The sequence below is a fragment of the Pseudomonas germanica genome (genome assembly GCF_019614655.1).
Taxonomy (GTDB): Bacteria; Pseudomonadota; Gammaproteobacteria; order Pseudomonadales; family Pseudomonadaceae; genus Aquipseudomonas; species Aquipseudomonas neuropathica.
This window is the reverse complement of the sequence record NZ_CP071586.1, coordinates 5,431,829-5,450,442: the sequence shown is the minus strand read 5'-3', so window position 1 is coordinate 5,450,442 and position 18,614 is coordinate 5,431,829. Positions and strand designations below refer to the sequence as shown.

Here is an 18,614-nt window from a genome sequence, read left to right as displayed (position 1 = left end):
CTTATTTATGAAGGGTTGATTAGCAAGAATGTGGCCAATGTTGATTTATCGTTATAAATCAATGAATTAGATATTTGGGGGGTCGAAGGTTCAGAGATGCCTGTAGCGAAATCGCTACAGCATGGAGCGAGGATAAAAGCTGAACGGGATCAAAGCCTTGCACAGCGGTGATCGGAGGCGTGTGTAGCGATATCGTTCCGCTGTAGCGCTTTCAGTACAGGTGGAGGTCGTTTTTGACGCGATTTCGAAATCACCCTCTAACCCTGTGGGAGCGAGCCTGCTCGCGAAGAGGGTGTGTCAGTCACTAATGATTCTGCTGATATAGCGCTTTCGCGAGCAGGCTCGCTCCCACAGGGGGGGTATTTCCCGCAGGTGAATTTGTGGTGTTTTCAGGGTTTGTTGGGGATGCCGTATTTGCGCAGGCGATGGGCAATGGCCGTGTGCGAAGTTTGCAGGCGGCTGGCCAGTTGGCGGGTCGAGGGGTAGCTGACGTAGAGTTTTTCCAGCAGGGAACGCTCAAAAGCTTCGACCGCTTGCTCGAGGCTGTCGACATCGCTGTCGGTTTGCCGCGCCACCGAGGTGCCAGCAATGTCGAGATCGCCAATATCCACCAGGCTACTCTCGCAAATCGCCGCCGCGCGGAAGATCACGTTCTGCAATTGCCGCACATTGCCCGGCCAGCGATTGCCGAGCAGCGCCGGGTAAGTTCCTGGGGCGAGACGGCAGACCGGGCGCTGGATCTGCGCGCAGGCTTGCTGCATGAAATACCGCGCCAATAGCAAAATGTCTTGCCCGCGTTCACGCAGCGGTGGCACTTCTACGTTGAGCACGTTGAGGCGATAAAACAGGTCTTCGCGGAACAAGCCTTCGCTGACCATTTTTTCCAGATCGCGGTGGGTCGCGCTGAGGATGCGCACGTTGACCTTCACCTCACGATCACCGCCCACGCGGCGGAAGCTGCCGTCGTTCAAGAAACGCAGCAGCTTGGCCTGCAAGTACGGCGACATCTCGCCGATCTCATCGAGAAACACCGTGCCCTGGTTGGCCAGTTCCATCAGCCCCGGTTTGCCGCCGCGCGCCGCGCCGGTAAAGGCGCCGGGGGCGTAGCCGAACAGTTCGCTTTCGGCGAGGTTCTCCGGTAGGGCCGCGCAGTTGAGGGCCAGAAACGGTGCACTGTGTCGCGCGCTGATGGCGTGGCAGGCGCGGGCGACCAGTTCTTTACCGGTGCCGGTTTCGCCTTGAATCAACAGCGGTGCATCAAGAGCGGCGACTCTTTGCGCGCGGGCCTTGAGCGTACGAATCGCCGGGGACTCGCCGAGCAGCGCATCGAAACCTTCGGCGTGGTCATGGTGCAGTGCCGAGAGTTGTTCGCCGATACGGTTCGGTTGATACAAGGTCAGCAGGGCGCCGGCGTCAGTGATCGGCGTGGCGTCGAGCAGCAAAGTCTGGCCGTTGACGGTGATCTCGCGCAGCGGCAGACGGAAGCCATGTTCGAGCAAGGTGTCGAGCAGCGCGGGATCATTGAACAGTTCCGCGACACTCTCGCCGGCCGGTTCGCGACCGTACAGCGCGATCAACGCCGGGTTGGCCAGCAGCACCTTGCCGGCACTGTCGAGGGCGAGCACCGGGTCGGTCATCGCCGCCAGCAACGCATCGAGCTGCAAATGCCGACGCTGGCCGGGGAGGATGTCGACCACGGTCACAGCCTCGACGCCGAGCACGCGGAACAGCGCATCTTTAAGCTCTTCGAGCACTTGCGGGCTCAAGGTCGGGGCATCGATGTAGACGTTGGGCGGGATCATCTCCACCGCATCCAGATTGAGATTGCGCCCACCGAGGATAGCCAGGACTTCCTGGGTGATGCCGACGCGGTCGATGAAGCTGACGTGGATACGCATGGGGCGGTTCAGTGATCTGCAGTGCGGAGGGTGGCAAGTATGCCTTAAATCAAAAACACCCTCATCGGAAACGCCGCCCGCCCAGCCCTCTCCCAGGGGGAGAGGGGGCCGACCGAGGTGTCTGAGGTTTGACATCGACCTGAAAGAACCAGTCGATTATGGATTCGGTAAAGCGAGTTCAGGTCGGCGTAACTCCGAAGCATCTCCCAATCAGTCCCCTCACCCCAGCCCTCTCCCGGAGGGAGAGGGGGTCGACCGAGGTGTCTGAGGTTTGACATCGACCTGAAAGAACCAGTCGATTATGGATTCGGTAAAGCAAGGTCAGGTCGGTGTAACACTAGAGCATCCCCCAATCAGTCCCCTCTCCCTTTGGGAGAGGGCTAGGGTGAGGGGCTTTTGCGGGTTATTCGAAATGCTCAAGATTGACCGGGTCGCCGGACTTCATATCAAGTTGCTTGCGGATGTCTTCAAACATCATGTCGTAATGCTTGTGAACCGAGCCGATCTGGCTGTGCGTCTTGGGAATGCCGTACTTCTCGGCGATTTTCGTCACATTGTTGGCAAAGTTGTAGGCCTCCTCTTTGGGCAGGAAGAAGGTCTCTTTCATATCCTTGCCCTGAAGGTTGCCATGCATCGTGAACTGGATGCCTTTGCCTTTTTGCGGATCGCTGAAGACTTCATAGTCGAGGTGCACGTTGTAACTGACGTCATCCGGCGTCAACGCGTGCCGCTCAATATGCAGATGACCGGGTTCAAACTGGGCCATGTTTTTCTCCTTTCAAGGCATGGGAGAAGGGCAGACCTCGGGCCTGCCCCCGGAGTTTCTAATTATCGGTAAGTGATGCCGGGCTTCGCAGTGGTCACGCGAGTACCGGCAGTGCCCTGGACAATCGCTTCGATGTCCGCCAGCGAACCGATCACCGCGACCTTGCCAGTATGGCGCGCAAATTCGCAGGCTGCCTGTACCTTCGGCCCCATCGAGCCGGCGGCGAAGCCGAGGCGTTCCAGCTCATCCGGGTGCGCTTCGGCAATGGCTTTCTGCGTCGGCTTGCCGTAATCGATGAACGCCGCGTTGACGTCCGTGGCGATTACCAGCAAGTCGGCTTCCAGTTGCTCGGCGAGCAGCGACGAGCACAGGTCCTTGTCGATCACCGCCTCGATGCCCTTGAGGTTACGGTTCTCGTCGTACATGGTCGGAATCCCGCCGCCACCGGCGCAGATGACGATGCTGCCCTTGTCCAGCAGCCACTTGATCGGGCGGATTTCGAAGATGCGTTTTGGCCGTGGGCTGGCGACCACGCGGCGGAACTTGTCGCCGTCCGGGGCAATCGCCCAGCCTTTTTCGGCGGCGAGTTTTTCTGCTTCAGCCTTGTCGTAGACCGGGCCGATCGGCTTGGTCGGGTTCTGGAAGGCCGGATCCTTGGCGTCGACTTCAACCTGGGTCAGCAGGGTGGCGAACGGCACTTCGAAGTCGAGCAGGTTGCCCAGTTCCTGTTCGATGATGTAGCCGATCATGCCTTCGGTTTCGGCACCGAGCACGTCCAGCGGGTAAGGGGTGACAGAGGTGTAGGCCGCCGCTTGCAGCGACAACAGGCCGACTTGCGGGCCATTGCCGTGGGCGATGACCAGTTGGTTGCCGGGATGGATCTTGGCGATTTGCTCGGTGGCGATGCGGATGTTGGCGCGCTGATTGTCAGCGGTCATCGGTTCACCACGGCGGAGCAGGGCGTTACCGCCCAGCGCTACGACGATACGCATAATGCATGTCCTTTTCGTGTTGATCGTTCCCACGCTCTGCGTGGGAATGCCGCCACGGACGCTCCGCGTCCGCTGTGACGCAGAGCGTCACGGGATGCATTCCCACGCAGGAGCGTGGGAACGATCATGGATCAGCAGTGGTTACAGATCAGCCAGGGTCGAGACCAGAATCGCCTTGATCGTGTGCATGCGGTTTTCCGCTTGCTCGAAGGCGATGCAGGCTGGCGACTCGAACACGTCGTCGGTCACTTCGATGCCGTTTTTCAGGTGCGGATACTGCTCGGCAATCTGTTTGCCGACCTTGGTATCGCTGTTGTGGAACGCCGGCAGGCAGTGCATGAACTTAGTGCGCGGGTTGCCGCTGGCTTTCATCAGTTCGGCGTTGACCTGGTACGGCAGCAGTTGCTGGATACGCTCGGCCCAGGCTTCCACCGGCTCGCCCATCGACACCCAAACGTCGGTGTGGATGAAGTCGACGCCTTTGACGGCGGCTTTCGGGTCTTCAGTCAGGGTGATACGTGCGCCACTTTCTTCCGCATATTTGTGGCAACGCTCGACCAGATCATCCAGTGGCCACAGCGCTTTCGGCGCACAGATACGCACGTCCATGCCGAGTTTGGCGCCGACCAGCAGCAGCGAGTTGCCCATGTTGTTGCGCGCATCGCCGAGGTAGGCGTAGCTGATTTCATGGATCGGCTTGTCGGCGTGTTCACGCATGGTCAGCACGTCGGCGATCATCTGAGTCGGGTGATATTCATCGGTCAGGCCGTTGAACACCGGCACACCGGCGAACTTGGCCAGCTCTTCGACGATTTCCTGTTTGAAGCCACGGTATTCGATGGCGTCGTACATGCGCCCCAGCACGCGGGCGGTGTCTTTCATGCTTTCTTTGTGGCCGATCTGCGACGAGTTCGGGTCGATGTAGGTGACGTTGGCGCCTTGGTCATAGGCCGCCACTTCGAACGCGCAACGGGTACGGGTCGAGGTTTTTTCGAAGATCAGGGCGATGTTGTTGCCCTTCAGGTGTTGTTGCTCGGTGCCGGTGTACTTGGCGCGCTTCAGATCGCGGGACAGGTCGAGCAGGTAACGCAGCTCACGTGGGGTGTGGTGTTCGAGGCTGAGCAGGTTACGGTTGTGAATGTTGAACGCCATGATGATTCTCCTTGGATTCGGTAATCGGCCCGGCCGCTACGGGGTGTGTGCGGCCGGGGAGATGGTCGTTTAGTAATCGATCGGGTCGCGGATGATCGGGCAGGTCATGCAGTGGCCACCGCCACGGCCTCGGCCCAGTTCACCGGCGCTGATGGTGATGACTTCCACGCCGGCCTTGCGCAGCAGGGTGTTGGTGTAGGTGTTGCGGTCGTAGCCGATGACCACGCCCGGCTCCACAGCCACCACGTTGTTGCCGTCGTCCCATTGCTCGCGTTCGGCGGCGAAGCTGTTGCCGCCGGTTTCCACCACGCGCAACTTCGGCAGGTTGAGGGCTTTGGCCACGGTGTCGAGGAAGGTGCCTTCTTCGCGGCGGATGTCGATGCCGCCCTGTTTGCTTTCGTCTGGTCGCAGGGTGAAGGCGACGATCTGGTTCACCACTTCCGGGAAAATTGTCACCAGGTCGCGGTCGCAGAAGCTGAACACGGTGTCCAGGTGCATCGCCGCGCGGGACTTCGGCAGGCCGGCAACGATGACTTTTTCCACGGCTTTGTTCTTGAACAGGTTCAGCGCCAGTTGACCGATGGCCTGACGCGATGAGCGTTCGCCCATGCCGATCAACACCACGCCGTTACCGATCGGCATCACGTCGCCGCCCTCAAGGGTAGAGCTGCCGTGATCCTTGTCCGGGTCGCCGTACCAGATCTCGAAATCGGCATTGGTGAACTGCGGGTGGAATTTGTAGATGGCGGTGGTCAGCAGAGTTTCCTGACGACGCGCTGGCCAGTACATCGGGTTCAGAGTCACGCCACCGTAGATCCAGCAAGTGGTGTCGCGGGTGAACTGGGTGTTCGGCAGCGGCGGCAGAATGAAGCTGGAGTGGCCGAGGAAGTCGCGGAACATCTGGATGGTCTTGCCGCCGAAACTGTCCGGCAGATCATCGGCGGACACGCCGCCAATCAGGAATTCGGCGATGTGCCGTGGCTCAAGGCTTTTCAGCCAGGATTTGACTTCGTTGATCAGGCCCAGGCCCACCGAGTCGGCGGTGACCTTGCGCTCGAGAATCCAGTCCAGTGCTTCCGGGATGGCAACGATGTCGGTCAGCAGGTTGTGCATTTCCAGCACGTCGATGCCGCGCTCACGCATTTTGGTGACGAAGTCGAAGTGGTCGCGCTTGGCCTGGGCCACCCAGAGCACGTCGTCGAACAGCAGTTCATCGCAGTTGTTCGGGGTCAGCCGCTGATGGGCCAGACCTGGGGAGCACACCATGACTTTGCGCAGTTTACCGGCTTCGGAGTGGACGCCGTACTTAACTTTTTCCGTGGTCATTTCAGATCCTCCAGATAACAAAACAATCAGGGATTACAGAGTCAGGAAGCCGTCGTAGAGACCGTAGGCAGCCACCAGGGCACCCACGACCACTGCGGCGAAAATCAACTTCTCGACGTTAGTGAAAATCGGTTGTTTGAGTTCCAGCTTGGCCTTGGCGAACAGGATCGCGCCGGGTGCGTAGAGCAGGGCCGAGAGCAGCAAGTACTTGACCCCGCCGGCATACAGCAGCCACACCGCATAGATCAGGGCGATGCCGCCGATAATCAGATCCTTGCGGCGTTCGGCCGCGAAGCCTTCGTAACTTTCACCGCGCACCGCCAGCAGCAGGGCGTAGGCCGCCGACCACAGGTACGGCACCAGGATCATCGAGGTGGCGAGGTAGATCAGCGACAGGTAAGTGCTGGCCGAGAACAGCGTGATGATCAGGAAAATCTGCACCATCGCGTTGGTCAGCCACAGGGCGTTGACCGGTACGTGGTTGGCGTTTTCCTTACGCAGGAACTCCGGCATGGTGTGATCTTTGGCGGCGGCGAACATGATCTCCGCACACAGCAGCACCCACGACAGCAACGCCCCCAGCAAGGAGATGATCAGACCGACGCTGATCAGCACCGCACCCCAGTGACCGACCACATGCTCAAGCACGGCGGCCATCGACGGGTTCTGCAGTTTCGCCAGTTCCGGTTGGGTCATGATGCCCAGCGACAGCACGTTCACCAGCACCAGAAACAGCAGCACGGTGATGAAGCCGATCACGGTGGCTTTACCGACGTCCGAGCGTTTTTCGGCGCGGGCCGAGAAGATGCTTGCACCCTCGATACCGATGAACACCCACACGGTGACCAGCATCATGTTGCGCACCTGGTTCATCACACTGCCAAGATCCGGATTTTTGATGCCCCAGATGTCGGCGGTGAAGATGTCCAGTCTGAAAGCGAACACCGCGATCAACACGAACAGCAGCAGCGGTACGACCTTGGCGACCGTGGTCACGAGGTTGATGAACGCCGCTTCCTTGATCCCGCGCAGCACCAGAAAGTGCACGGCCCACAGCAGCACCGAGGCGCCAATCACCGCAGCAACGGTGTTGCCCTCACCGAAAATCGGAAAGAAATAGCCGAGGGTGCTGAACAGCAGAACGAAGTAACCGACGTTACCCAGCCAGGCGCTGATCCAGTAACCCCAAGCGGACGAGAAACCCATGTAATCGCCAAATCCGGCCTTGGCGTAGGCGTAGACGCCGCCGTCCAGGTCAGGCTTGCGATTGGCGAGGGTCTGGAAGACAAAAGCGAGGGTGAGCATGCCGACAGCGGTGATGGCCCAACCGATAAGTACCGCACCGACGTCGGCGCTGGCGGCCATGTTTTGAGGCAAGGAGAATATCCCGCCACCGATCATTGAACCGACTACCAATGCAACCAGTGCACCTAGTCGTAGTTTTCCGGGAGCTTCAGACATTTGCATGACTCCATTGCAGGAGAGAAGAGATCACAGCGTAGTTCTGTTGTCTGTTCAAACAGCTGACTTAGATCAGTGCATGGTCACATTCCATTGTTAATGAATGACTTAGGCTTCGGCTGAAGGCATAAAGCTCCTGCCCGCAAGGCCCGTCCTAGAGGCGTTGTGGCTACATCTTTGGGAATGGCTATTATTACTTTCGAATTATCACGCTAGTTCTTTTTCAGCTTTTGGCAAATTTTCCGCCTCTGTTTTCAGTACAGAATTGATTTATCGGGATCAGCGCACAAAACTGTCTTAACGTGCTAGGCGTTAGCGTCATCCGCTATATATAAACAGGCGTTAATTGGCGTTACCTGATAAACGTCATCTACCTTTATCCGTTTAGTTAATCGTTGTTACAAATGCACGCTCACCACACTTCAAAGGGAAACTGAAATGTCGCAACCGACGCAAAAGCTGCGATTAGGCGCGTTGATCGCCCTGGTGGTGGGTTCGATGATTGGTGGGGGGATTTTCTCGCTGCCGCAGAACATGGCGGCACGCGCCGACGCCGGGGCGATCCTGATCGGTTGGGGGATTACCGCGATCGGCATGCTGACGCTGGCGTTCGTCTTTCAGACCCTGGCCAATCGCAAACCCGAGCTGGATTCCGGCGTATACGCCTACGCCAAGGCCGGGTTTGGCGACTACATGGGCTTCTCGTCGGCTTGGGGCTACTGGATTAGCGCCTGGCTGGGCAACGTCGGTTATTTCGTCCTGCTGTTCAGCACCCTCGGTTATTTCTTTCCGGTGTTCGGTCAGGGCAACACGCCAATCGCTATTGGCTGCGCGTCGGTGCTGCTGTGGGCCGTGCATTTTCTGGTGATGCGCGGGATCAAGGAGGCGGCGCTGATCAATCAACTGACCACGGTGGCCAAAGTCGTACCGCTGATCATGTTCATCGTTATCGCGGCGGTCGCATTCAAGGCTGACATTTTTACCCGCGACATCTGGGGCACCAGCAACCCGAACTTCGGCGGGGTGATGGATCAGGTGCGCAACATGATGCTGGTCACGGTGTTCGTGTTCATCGGCATCGAAGGTGCCAGTGTGTACTCGGCGCGGGCGGAGAAACGCAGCGACGTCGGCCGCGCCACGGTGATCGGTTTTATCGGCGTGCTGGCGCTGCTGGTGCTGGTCAACGTGCTGTCGCTGGGGATCATGAGCCAGCCGGAACTGGCGAATTTGCAGAACCCGTCACTGGCGGCGGTGCTCGAGCACATTGTCGGGCCGTGGGGCGCCTTGTTGATCAGCATTGGCCTGGCGATTTCCCTGCTCGGCGCGTTGTTGTCGTGGGCGCTGCTGTGTGCGGAGATTCTCTTTGCCACGGCGAAGGACAAGACCATGCCGGCGTTCCTGAAAAAGGAAAACAAGAATCACGTCCCGGTCAATGCGTTGTGGCTGACCAACGTGATGATCCAGATCTTCCTGTTGATCACGCTGTTTTCGGCGGGCACTTACACCAGTCTGATTTATCTGGCGTCGTCGATGATTCTGGTGCCGTACCTGTGGTCGGCGGCCTATGCAGTGCTGTTGAGCGGGCGTGGCGAAACCTATGAGCATGCCTCGGCAGAGCGCACCAAGGATTTGCTGATCGGCGGCATCGCGCTGGGGTATGCGGTGTGGTTGCTGTATGCCGGTGGGGTGAAGTATTTGCTGTTGTCGGCGTTGCTGTATGCGCCGGGGGTAATTTTGTTTGCCAAGGCTAAGCATGAACAGGGCGAGCCGTTGTTCACCCATATCGAGAAGGGCATTTTTACCTGCGTGGTTATCGGCGCGGGGCTGGCGGCGTATGGGTTGTACAGCGGTGTGCTGTCGTTGTGAGGTTGTCGCTTGCGTATCAGCCGCCGTATGACTGGGCGGCGATGTTGGGGTTTCTCGCGGCGCGGGCGGTGGTCGGGATGGAGGTTGTGGTCGATGGTGTGTATTCACGCAGCATCGGTTTGAACGGGCTTCATGGCACGGTTTCAATTTGGCCTGAGGCAGGGAATGCCTTGGCCGTTGAGCTGGATTTTCCTGATCCGTTGGTGGTGCCCGAGATCGTTGTCAGGTTGCGGCGGATGTTTGATCTGGATGCGGATCTGGCGGTGATGCATGCGCATCTGGCGAATGATCCGTTGCTGGCGCGGTTGATTGCCGAGCGGCCGGGATTACGGATTCCCGGGGCGTGGGATGGCTTGGAACTGGCCTTTCGCGCGGTGCTCGGGCAGCAGATTACCGTGGTTGCGGCGATTCGCCTGGCGGGGAAACTAGTGGCGCAATATGGCGCGCCGCTTGATTCCACCGTGCCCGGATTGACGCATGTATTTCCCGAGGCGCACGTATTGGCGGCGGCAGATCTGGCGGCGCTGGGCATGCCAAAGAGTCGCGGTCGGACGCTGTCGGGGGTGGCGCAGGCGTTGCTGGAAGAACCTTCATTGTTCGAGCCGAATCGCGAGGGTGGCGTGGCGCGGTTGTTGGCGTTGCATGGGGTTGGCGAGTGGACGGCGCAGTACATTGCGTTGCGGCAGTTGCAGGATATGGATGGGTTTCCCCATGGCGATGTCGGGTTGTTGCGAGCGCTGGAGGTGCTGGAAGGCGAGCGGCCGACAGCGCGGGAATTGGCTTTGCGCGCTGAGACCTGGCGGCCTTATCGAGGGTATGCGGCGCAGCTTTTGTGGACATCTTTGAGCCGGGCAGATTGAAACATCATCGATCGGCCTGAAATTGCAGCCCTCACCCCAGCCCTCTCCCGGAGGGAGAGGGGGCCGACCGAGGTGTCTTGCGCGATCCATCGACCTGAAAGCCCGAGTCGATTATGGATTCAGCGCCAATCGTTCAAATCGGTGAATCTCTTCAATATCCCCCAATCAGTCCCCTTTGCCTGAGGGAGAGGGGCCGACCGAGGTGTCTTGCGCGATCCACCGACCTGAAAGCCCGAGTCGATTATGGATTCAGCGCCAATCGTACAAGTCGGTGAATCTCTCGAATATCCCCCAATCAGTCCCCTTTGCCTGAGGGAGAGGGGGCCGACCGAGGTGTCTTGCGCGATCCACCGACCTGAAAGCCCGAGTCGATTATGGATTCAGCGCCAATCGTTCAAGTCGGTGAGTCTCTTCAATATCCCCCAATCAGTCCCCTCTCCCTCAGGGAGAGGGTTAGGGTGAGGGGCTTTTTAAGCCCACCGTGGTTGGTGAGAACCCAATTCCGTAGCCGGCAAAGCCCATTGAATAGATGTGCCGCTGATCTTCACCGGCACCTGCAAGCGATGCGCCGGGCCCCACGGGGTCTGTTCCAGAAATGAACCCTGATCCTGCTCATCTTCCGCCCGCAATGCCTCACTTGTCCCCGGCCCATGCTCGATCAACAACTTCGCCGTCCGCGCCAGCGACAACCGCGCCGAGCCACCGCGACCCGTGTTCAAACGCTCGGTCAACAGTCGAAGCGCACTCGCCGCCAGCAAATACCCCGTCGCATGATCCAGCGCCTGCACCGGCAACGGCGTCGGTTTGTCTGCCTGCTGCCAGTGCTGCCCGGCCTCGGCAATGCCGCTGCTCATCTGCACCAGGCTGTCAAAGCCTCGACGGTTCTGCCACGGGCCGTTCCAGCCGTAGGCGTTGAGGCCGACGTCGATCAGGCCCGGCGCGATTTGGCGACGGCGCTCAACGCCGAAACCAAGATTCTCCAGGGCATCAGCACGGTAACCGTGCAGCAGAATGTCGGCGTCTTTCAACAAATTCTCGAAAACTGCACGATCCGCCGAGTCGTGCAGATCCAGCCGCGCGCAACGTTTGCCGAGGGTCATTTCCGGAACGACACCAGGCTCATTCCAGGTCGGGGAATCGATGCGCAACACGTTGGCGCCAAGGCCAGCGAGAAAACGGCTGGCGGTGGGGCCGGCGAGCACGCGTGTCAGATCCAGCACCTTGATCCCGGCCAACGGTTGCGCCACCGAGCCTTGCCATGGTTGGGCGTTTTCATCTGGCGAATCGATGAAATGCACCAGCCGCTCGGCATTCACCGCCAGCCCCTGCGGATGCGTCTGCCACTGCACCCAACTGCGCATTTGCGCGGCACAACCCTTGGCCTCGACCACCGCTTGCTCCAGATCCGTACTCGCCCATTGCGCGACTTTGGCAGCCATCGCTCCACGGTCGGCGCAGGCACCAAGCACGCGTTCAGCGGCGGCGCGGTGATGCGGGGCATTGGTGTGCAGGCGGATCCAGCCATCGCGGGTCTGATAATCGCCAGCGACGGGATCCCACAGTGGCGGGACTTGCCAGCCGATGGGACGGATTGATGTGGCGAACCAGAACGAGGCCAATCGACGATCGACTTCAACGACAGGTCGCTGACCGGTCTGCTGCCGGAGCAATTCGCTGACGGTCTGACCGGCCGCTGCGATGCTGGCGCAGGCAAGCTCAGTGACGGCGAACGCCGAGGGCAGGGCGCCTCGGTCGGTGAACGGAATCGGCGTGTGCGACAAACCGAGTTCGGCTTGAATGGACGTGAGTAAATCAGTCATCGAAGGCCCTCCGGAGCGAGAGGGCGATGATAGTGCAAAAGAATGTCGGGTCAGATGAAATCCCCGATTGCAGGGTTGCCACTTGACCCTGTGGGAGCTGGCTTGCCAGCGATAGCGGAGTGTCAGTCAACAATGTACTGACTGATGTGCCGTCATCGCTGGCAAGCCAGCTCCCACAAGGTTTTGTGGTGGATTGAGTGGCGGGGTCAGACGCGGAACTGATCCATCAACTTCATCTGCTGACTGGCCAGGGCATTGAGCTGGCTGCTGATCGCCGCCGACTCAGTGGCTTGTTCAGTCAATGTTTCGGTAACGGTGCGAATCGCCGAGACATTGCGATTGACCTCTTCGGCCACCGCACTCTGCTGCTCAGCCGCACTGGCAATCTGCAGGTTCATGTCACTGATCACCGTCACCGCGTCGCTGATTTTGCCCAGCGCATCCACCGCCTGACGAATCTGCCCGGCGTTGTTGTGCGCTTGGGTCTGGCTCGAATGCATGGTCGCGACCACGCCACGGGTGCCGGTTTGAATGCGCTCGATGACGATGCGGATTTCCTCCACTGAATCCTGCGTGCGCTTGGCGAGGTTGCGTACCTCGTCGGCAACCACGGCGAAACCACGGCCGCTCTCACCGGCGCGAGCCGCTTCGATCGCTGCGTTGAGGGCGAGCAGGTTGGTCTGTTCGGCGATGCTGCGTATCACCTCCAGCACCGAGCCGATCTGCTCGCTGTTGACTGCCAACGCTTCAACTTCGGTCACAGCTTTGCTGACTTCGTCGGCCAGTTGATTGATGTCGCGGGTACTGCGCTCGATGATCGACATGCCGTCCTTGGCCGACTGATCGGCACCTTTCGCGGCATTGGCCGCGTTGGAGGCGCTGTTGGCGACGTCGTGGGCGGTGGCGCTCATTTCGTTGGAGGCGGTGGCGACCTGGTCGATCTCGCGGAATTGCACCTGCATGCCTTCACTGGTCTGGCGGGCGATTTCCGAAGACTGGTCGGCGGTGCCACGGGCTTCGGTGATGCTCTGTTTGATCTGCGCGATGGTCGGTTGCAGCTTGTCGAGGAAACGGTTGAACCAGTTCACCAGTTCGCCCAGTTCATCTTGTTTGCTGTAGTTCAGGCGCTGGGTCAGATCGCCTTCGCCGCTGGCGATGTTCTTCAGCATCTCAGCGACGCTGTTGATCGGCCGGGTGACGCCGGACGCGGTCAGCCAGATCAGCAGCAGGCCAACCAGACCGGCGACTACAGCAACCAGCAGCGCCGTGATCACACCGGTTTCCTGAGCATCATCGAGCACCGCTTGCAGCTTGACCGAGTCAGCCAGCAGTACTTGTTTCGGCAAGTCGATGACCACGCCCCAGGCGCGCGAGTTACCAATTGGATCGACTGGGTAAACGGCGCGAATCAAATCACCTTGTTCAAGAATCTTCGGTGTGCCGGAGGTCAGCAGTTGCAGCACATCCTTGCCATCGGCGCCGAGGGTGTCGCTGATTTTCTTGCCGACCTTGGTCGCGTCGGAACTGTCGGCAGCGAGCACGCCGCTGCCAGAGATGATCAGCATGTGCCCGGCGTTGTTGAACAGATTGCGCTGGGAATCCACGGCCGCCGCTTGCAGGGCGTCGAGGGCGATGTCGACACCGACCACGCCGATGGCTTTACCGTCGACGATCAGGGGGACGGAAATGGTCGTCATGAGCATTTCCTTGCCACCGACAGTGTCGGCATACGGGTCGAGCAGGCAGGTGCGCTTGGCATCGCGAGGGCAGGTGTACCAGCTGTTGTACGGCGTGCCGCTGACGCTGAGGGTGGTTTTGGTCAGGTCTTCTTCGACCATGATGGTGTTCAGCGAGGCGCCGCCAGCGCGGCTCCAGTAGGTGGCGAAACGTCCGGCTTCGTTGGACTGGCGAGCGGCGTCGTTGGCGAATTCGCTGTCCTTGCCGTCGAGGCCGTTGGGTTCGAAGGCGAGCCAGATACCGAGCACTTTGTCGTTGCGCTCGAAGGCGGTTTTCAGGCTCAGGTTCAACTCTTCACGCAAGGCGCCGGCGTCCAGCGAACGCTTGGCGGCCATGACGCGCATGTCCTTGATCTGGTCAGCCACGGCCGTGATCACCGTCAGGCTTTCGCCGAAGGTTTTCTGCACCCGCACGGCTTGTTCGGCGGCTTTGGCTTGCAACAGATTTTGCACACTGGCGGTGAGCAATTTATTGCTGGAGTTACTGACCAGTTCGTCGTTCTGGTTGGTCTGGTAGATGTTCATGCCGACGATCAGCGCGACCACACCGAGCAGGCACAGACCGGAGAGCAGGACGATTTTCAGGCGAATGGACAGAGCGTCGAACATGGGGCGATCTCGCGAATGAATAAACGGGTGGCATTCGGGCAGGAGCTACCCGGTTCGCCAAATCCATTCAGCGCCATTCAATGCTCATCGGCGTGGAAGCAGAGGTCATGAGGCGCGTGCCGACGGACGGTCAGCGCTAAACGTTTGCGCAGGAGAAAGTGCTGAAAAAGCGAATAATTACAGGGATGTTTCAGTGTGAAGACGTTGTGGGTTCAAGCAGGGATGGCTTCCGGTCGCGACCAGATCCACAGATTACCCAGGCTCATCCCGGCAATCGCCAGATAGACCGGCCAGCCGTGGTCGAGCATCACCAGCATCAAGGTTGCGCAGAGCAACATGCTCACCGTCGCGCTGACCTTGGCCTTGCGCGCGATGATCTTGCCGTTGCGCCAGTTGCTGAGGATCGGCCCGAACAAACGATGGTTTTCCAGCCAGGCACTCAGGCGCGGCGAGCTGCGAGTCGCGGCCCAGGCGGCGAGAAGGATGAACTCGGTGGTCGGCAGGCCGGGCACGACAATGGCGATCAGGCCGATGCCGAGGCTGACGTAGGCCAAGAGGCCGAACAGCACGCGGGCGAGTTTCGAGGAGGCGGGTTGCGGCATGGGCTCGGGATTGCTGTGAGGCGAGATGGGGATCTTACAGATTTGTGAAGATCCCTGTGGGAGCTGGCTTGCCAGCGATAGCGGTCGATCAGTGACTACAAAGTTGACTGACATACCGCCATCGCTGGCAAGCCAGCTCCCACAGGGTTTTGTGGTGTGTCGGGAATCAGGCAGGTTCGGCTTCGGTGGCGTAAGCCTGTTCCAGCAGCACGGTAAAGCGGTTGAACGCGTCGATCGCGCCTTGCTCGACTTCGGCTTCTTCCTCGGCAGTGAACTGCAGCGAATCGAGGGTGCGCACGAAGCTTTTCCAGCCTTCGGCACGGCCACCTTCAGGCTCGCCGAGGTGACGGGCGCCAAAGGTTTCGCTCAGCTCCAGCGCCACCGCGCGTTTGATCAGGAACGCCGCACCGAGCTTCGAACCTTCGGAGACAAAGATCCAGCCCAGTGCGCGAGCCTTGCTCGGATTTTTCACTGCGCCTGCGACCGCTGCCGGTACTTCAGTGTCGAGATCGGCGAGGTCAGCCTTGGCCGCTTCGGCGCGGCAACGGGCCGGCAGATCCGGGACGATGGCGGTCAGTTCGGCGTCGTTATACAGATCGACCAGTTCCGACTGGAACAGGTACTGCGCGACGACAAAACGGGCGAAATTGGCGCGGGTCTCGAACGGCGCGTGGGCTTTGACCAGGGCGTCGAGCTTGTTGTGCGGCTCGTGGGTGATCTGGTTCAGGCGTTGTGAACGCAGGGCTTTTTCCGAAGTGGTCATGACATGTCCTTGATAAAAGAGGCGCTTGATAACGAGACGAACAAGGCGACGTGCAAGCGTAAAAAAACCTCACGGCGCGGTGCCTGAACACGCGCAGTGAGGTTGGCCGGATCAGATGTCCCAGATCAGATTGATCGCGAAGTTGCGGCCCGGTTGGGTCAGGCGATCGAGGTTGGCCGGTTGCGTCACCGAAGCTTCGCCGACGCTGTCGTAACCGCGCACGTCATCCCAGAGCCAGTATTTCTTGTCGGTCAGGTTGTAGATGCCGCCGCTGACGGTGACGTTGTCGGTGACTTTGTAATAACCGGCCAGATCAAGAATGCCGAAGCCTGGGGTTTTGAATTGGCTGCTGACGCCATCCGGCGACTTGAAGTTAGTGTCGTCGACGCGATCCTTTTTCTTCACCAAGGTCCAGCTCAGAAGGCCGCCGTAGTTGTCCTGGTCGTAACCCAGACCGAACACGCCGGTCAGCGGGTTGACGCTGTTGATCGGCACGCCGTTGTCGTTGTTGCGACCGTAGGCGTAGGCAATCGAGCCTTGGGTGTAGAGGCCTTGCGGCGCGCCAAACGCATCCAGGTTCAGGCGACCTTTGACTTCCGCACCCTTGATGGTGGCGTGCTTGATGTTGGCCGACTGGAAGGTCAGCTCGTTGCGTCCCGGGGTCACAGCGTCTTCGTTGATGAAATCGCGATACTTGTTATAGAACACCGCCACGTCGAACGAGCCGTGTTCGAAGTTGCCGCGCAGACCGGTTTCATAGCTTTTGCTTTTTTCCGGTTCGAGGTCCGGGTTCGGCGCCACGCTGTAGCCGGTGGTGGTGTTTTCGAAGCGACCGTACAGGGCTTTCGCGGTTGGGGTGCGGAAGCCTTCGGCGTACTGACCGTACCAGGTGTAATTCTCGGACAGGGCGTAGGTCAGGCCGAATTTCGGCGAGACTTTGTGCCAGGTCTTGTTCTCGTCGCTGACCGTGCCTTGGCCGTCCGCCGCCACGGTGTTGAGGAATTCCTGAGTGATGTGCGGCTTGAGCTGGGTGTAGTCGTAGCGCAGGCCCGGCAGGAAGGTCCAGTTGTTCCAGCTGATCTGATCCTGAGCGAACAAGCTGTAGGTGTTGATAGTCGGGTCCGGGAAGTCGGTGGCCTTGGCCAACACGTCAGCGGTGCTGGTTGCGCCGATCGCGGTGCAGCCGCGACCGACGGCCAGGCAAGTGCCGTCGCCGCTGCGCGAACCGGTGACTTTCTGTTGCTTGATGGTGGTGCCGTAAGTCAGTACGTGATCGGTGTTTCCAATGGCGAACGCCTTGTCCAGTTGCGCATCGAAGACCCATTGTTTCTCTTCGTAAATGGTGTCGCGAGTACGCAGCACCTTACGAGTGATCGGGTAGTAGAACTCGGTGGTGCTCTGGTCGGTCTTGGCGATCTGATGGTTGAGGCTCCACTTCACGTTGTCGACCAGCAGGCTGTCGAGGGCGAACGAGTGTTCGATGCCGAAACGCTCACGGGTGATGGTGTCGTTACCGGTGCGCCACTGGTACATGCCGCCGGGCAGCACGCTGTTGGGGATGGTCGGCGCGCCGTTGAAGTACGGGCCGCCGTAAGCGCTTTTCTGATCGGTGTCGCGATCATCCTTGTACTTTTCGTAGGTCAGGCCCAGACGCGAATCGTCGTTGTAGTTCCAGCCGATCTTGGCCAGCACGTTGTAGGCGTTGACGTCTTCCGGGTTGGCGGCGGTGCGTTCAAGGCCAGTGCCATTGTTGCTGCCGTAGGAGTCGGTTTCGTGACCGTCGCGCTGGCTGTAGTGCAGCAAGCCGTCGAACTGGTCGGCGCGGCCGGCAACGGTAGCGGACTTCAGCCAGCTGTCATCGGCGGAGCTGTAACCGGTTTTCAGGCGCGCACCGACGTCTTTGCCCGGCTTGATGATGTCGTCGGCATCAAGGGTGTAGTAGCTGACGGCGCCGCCGATGGCGTTGCTGCCGTACAGCACCGAGGCCGGGCCACGGAGAATTTCCACGCGTTTGACGATTTCCGGATCGACGTAGTTGCGCTGGGTCTTGGCGTACGGGCCGTTGAAGAAACCGTCCGGCACTTCGACGCCGTCAACCTGAGTCAGGATGCGGTCGCCGTCGATGCCGCGAATGTTATAGCCGCTGATGCCGCCACGCTGACCGGCGCCGCCGACGGACACACCCGGCTCGTAGCGGACCAGATCCTTGATGGTGTTGACATTGTTGCGGTCCAGATCCTGACGGGTCTGCACGGTGACGGTGGCCGGCACGCTGTTGACCGACTGCTCCTGACGGGTGGCGCTGATGGTCACCTGATCCAGATTGAGCGTGCCGCTGGCGTTGCGCTTTTCCAGCACGACGTTGTTGTTGCTGATTTTGCGGAAGCTCAGGTTGGTCCCCACCAACAGGCGCTCCAGGGCTTTTTCGGGTGGCAGCGAGCCACGCACGCCCGGCGACGACACGCCCTGACCCAGTTCTGCCGGCAAGCCGACTTGCCAACCGGTCACGGCGGTGAAGGCATTGAGCGCCGACACCAGCGGCTGCTGGCCGATGGCGAACGAGTAATCGCCCATGTTGCGCGTCGGTTGCTCGGTGGCCGCCATCAGCGGCGCAGTGCCCGCCATCAGGATGGCCGCTGTCAGCAGCGACAGTACGCGGGAAGGGGAAGAAGTCTGGCGGGTAAGGCGTGAGGACATCGATAGCGCTCCGTGTCGCACGAATCTTTATAGGTGCTGATTGACTCGCTTGTTGCGAATCAATTG

The 18,614-nt window shown here is 59.8% G+C and carries 13 protein-coding genes and 1 pseudogene; 2 read left to right on the top strand and 12 right to left on the bottom strand.

What is annotated here, in order from left to right:
• Positions 1–389: 389 nt before the first annotated feature.
• The 6 genes from J0G10_RS24160 to arcD (J0G10_RS24135) form a co-directional block, all read right to left on the bottom strand.
• The gene (locus J0G10_RS24160) at positions 390–1,898 is read right to left on the bottom strand and encodes a sigma-54-dependent transcriptional regulator (RefSeq protein WP_007908048.1); all 1,509 of its coding nucleotides are present in this window, start codon (positions 1,896–1,898) and stop codon (positions 390–392) included.
• 403 nt (positions 1,899–2,301) lie between these two features.
• Positions 2,302–2,664 (bottom strand): DUF5064 family protein, encoded by a 363-nt coding sequence (locus J0G10_RS24155; RefSeq protein ID WP_095048204.1) that lies wholly within the window; start codon positions 2,662–2,664, stop codon positions 2,302–2,304.
• Between the two features lie 62 nt (positions 2,665–2,726).
• Positions 2,727–3,656 carry a carbamate kinase gene (gene arcC / locus J0G10_RS24150; protein WP_034153407.1) on the bottom strand — a complete coding sequence of 310 codons (930 nt, stop codon included), beginning with the start codon at positions 3,654–3,656 and terminating at the stop codon, positions 2,727–2,729.
• A gap of 141 nt (positions 3,657–3,797) precedes the next feature.
• Positions 3,798–4,808, bottom strand: coding sequence for an ornithine carbamoyltransferase (locus tag J0G10_RS24145; protein ID WP_008086805.1), 1,011 nt, complete (start codon positions 4,806–4,808; stop codon positions 3,798–3,800).
• A gap of 69 nt (positions 4,809–4,877) precedes the next feature.
• The gene (arcA, locus tag J0G10_RS24140; protein ID WP_095048203.1) at positions 4,878–6,134 is read right to left on the bottom strand and encodes an arginine deiminase; all 1,257 of its coding nucleotides are present in this window, start codon (positions 6,132–6,134) and stop codon (positions 4,878–4,880) included.
• A gap of 33 nt (positions 6,135–6,167) precedes the next feature.
• Positions 6,168–7,595, bottom strand: coding sequence for an arginine-ornithine antiporter (gene arcD, locus J0G10_RS24135; protein ID WP_095048202.1), 1,428 nt, complete (start codon positions 7,593–7,595; stop codon positions 6,168–6,170).
• A 438-nt stretch (positions 7,596–8,033) separates the two neighbouring features.
• On the opposite strand from arcD (J0G10_RS24135), the gene arcD (J0G10_RS24130) reads away from it, so the two are divergent.
• Both arcD (J0G10_RS24130) and J0G10_RS24125 read left to right on the top strand, forming a co-directional pair.
• Positions 8,034–9,461 carry an arginine-ornithine antiporter gene (gene arcD / locus J0G10_RS24130; protein ID WP_095048201.1) on the top strand — a complete coding sequence of 476 codons (1,428 nt, stop codon included), beginning with the start codon at positions 8,034–8,036 and terminating at the stop codon, positions 9,459–9,461.
• Positions 9,458–10,321, top strand: a complete 864-nt coding sequence (locus J0G10_RS24125; RefSeq protein ID WP_220556897.1) for a DNA-3-methyladenine glycosylase family protein — start codon at positions 9,458–9,460, stop codon at positions 10,319–10,321. The genes arcD (J0G10_RS24130) and J0G10_RS24125 overlap by 4 nt, the downstream gene beginning before the upstream one ends.
• 470 nt (positions 10,322–10,791) lie before the next feature.
• On the opposite strand, the gene J0G10_RS24120 is transcribed toward J0G10_RS24125, so the two are convergent.
• The 6 genes and pseudogenes from J0G10_RS24120 to J0G10_RS24100 all read right to left on the bottom strand — a co-directional run bounded on the left by J0G10_RS24120 (position 10,792) and on the right by J0G10_RS24100 (position 18,548).
• Entirely contained in the window at positions 10,792–12,141 is a 1,350-nt protein-coding gene (locus J0G10_RS24120; protein ID WP_220556896.1) for a CoA transferase, read from the bottom strand.
• A 206-nt stretch (positions 12,142–12,347) separates the two neighbouring features.
• A complete protein-coding gene (locus J0G10_RS30395) occupies positions 12,348–13,103 on the bottom strand; it encodes a methyl-accepting chemotaxis protein (protein ID WP_400507418.1) in 756 nt (251 codons plus the stop codon).
• A gap of 102 nt (positions 13,104–13,205) precedes the next feature.
• Positions 13,206–14,213: pseudogene (locus tag J0G10_RS30390) on the bottom strand (methyl-accepting chemotaxis protein); the annotation flags it as partial.
• A gap of 485 nt (positions 14,214–14,698) precedes the next feature.
• Positions 14,699–15,088 carry a YbaN family protein gene (locus J0G10_RS24110; protein ID WP_095048197.1) on the bottom strand — a complete coding sequence of 130 codons (390 nt, stop codon included), beginning with the start codon at positions 15,086–15,088 and terminating at the stop codon, positions 14,699–14,701.
• A 166-nt stretch (positions 15,089–15,254) separates the two neighbouring features.
• Positions 15,255–15,851: a biliverdin-producing heme oxygenase gene (locus J0G10_RS24105; RefSeq protein ID WP_095048196.1), complete on the bottom strand. Its 597-nt coding sequence runs from the start codon at positions 15,849–15,851 to the stop codon at positions 15,255–15,257.
• Positions 15,852–15,962: 111 nt separating this feature from the next.
• Positions 15,963–18,548, bottom strand: coding sequence for a TonB-dependent receptor (locus tag J0G10_RS24100; RefSeq protein WP_220556894.1), 2,586 nt, complete (start codon positions 18,546–18,548; stop codon positions 15,963–15,965).
• Positions 18,549–18,614 lie beyond the last annotated feature (66 nt).

Coding starts and splice junctions, on each gene's coding strand:
- arcD (WP_095048202.1), bottom strand. CDS start 7,595: ATGTCTGAAGCTCCCGGAAAACTACGACTAGGTGCACTGGTTGCATTG.
- J0G10_RS24105 (WP_095048196.1), bottom strand. CDS start 15,851: ATGACCACTTCGGAAAAAGCCCTGCGTTCACAACGCCTGAACCAGATC.
- arcA (WP_095048203.1), bottom strand. CDS start 6,134: ATGACCACGGAAAAAGTTAAGTACGGCGTCCACTCCGAAGCCGGTAAA.
- J0G10_RS30395 (WP_400507418.1), bottom strand. CDS start 13,103: ATGCAGGTGCAATTCCGCGAGATCGACCAGGTCGCCACCGCCTCCAAC.
- arcC (WP_034153407.1), bottom strand. CDS start 3,656: ATGCGTATCGTCGTAGCGCTGGGCGGTAACGCCCTGCTCCGCCGTGGT.
- arcD (WP_095048201.1), top strand. CDS start 8,034: ATGTCGCAACCGACGCAAAAGCTGCGATTAGGCGCGTTGATCGCCCTG.
- J0G10_RS24145 (WP_008086805.1), bottom strand. CDS start 4,808: ATGGCGTTCAACATTCACAACCGTAACCTGCTCAGCCTCGAACACCAC.
- J0G10_RS24100 (WP_220556894.1), bottom strand. CDS start 18,548: ATGTCCTCACGCCTTACCCGCCAGACTTCTTCCCCTTCCCGCGTACTG.
- J0G10_RS24160 (WP_007908048.1), bottom strand. CDS start 1,898: ATGCGTATCCACGTCAGCTTCATCGACCGCGTCGGCATCACCCAGGAA.
- J0G10_RS24110 (WP_095048197.1), bottom strand. CDS start 15,088: ATGCCGCAACCCGCCTCCTCGAAACTCGCCCGCGTGCTGTTCGGCCTC.
- J0G10_RS24155 (WP_095048204.1), bottom strand. CDS start 2,664: ATGGCCCAGTTTGAACCCGGTCATCTGCATATTGAGCGGCACGCGTTG.
- J0G10_RS24120 (WP_220556896.1), bottom strand. CDS start 12,141: ATGACTGATTTACTCACGTCCATTCAAGCCGAACTCGGTTTGTCGCAC.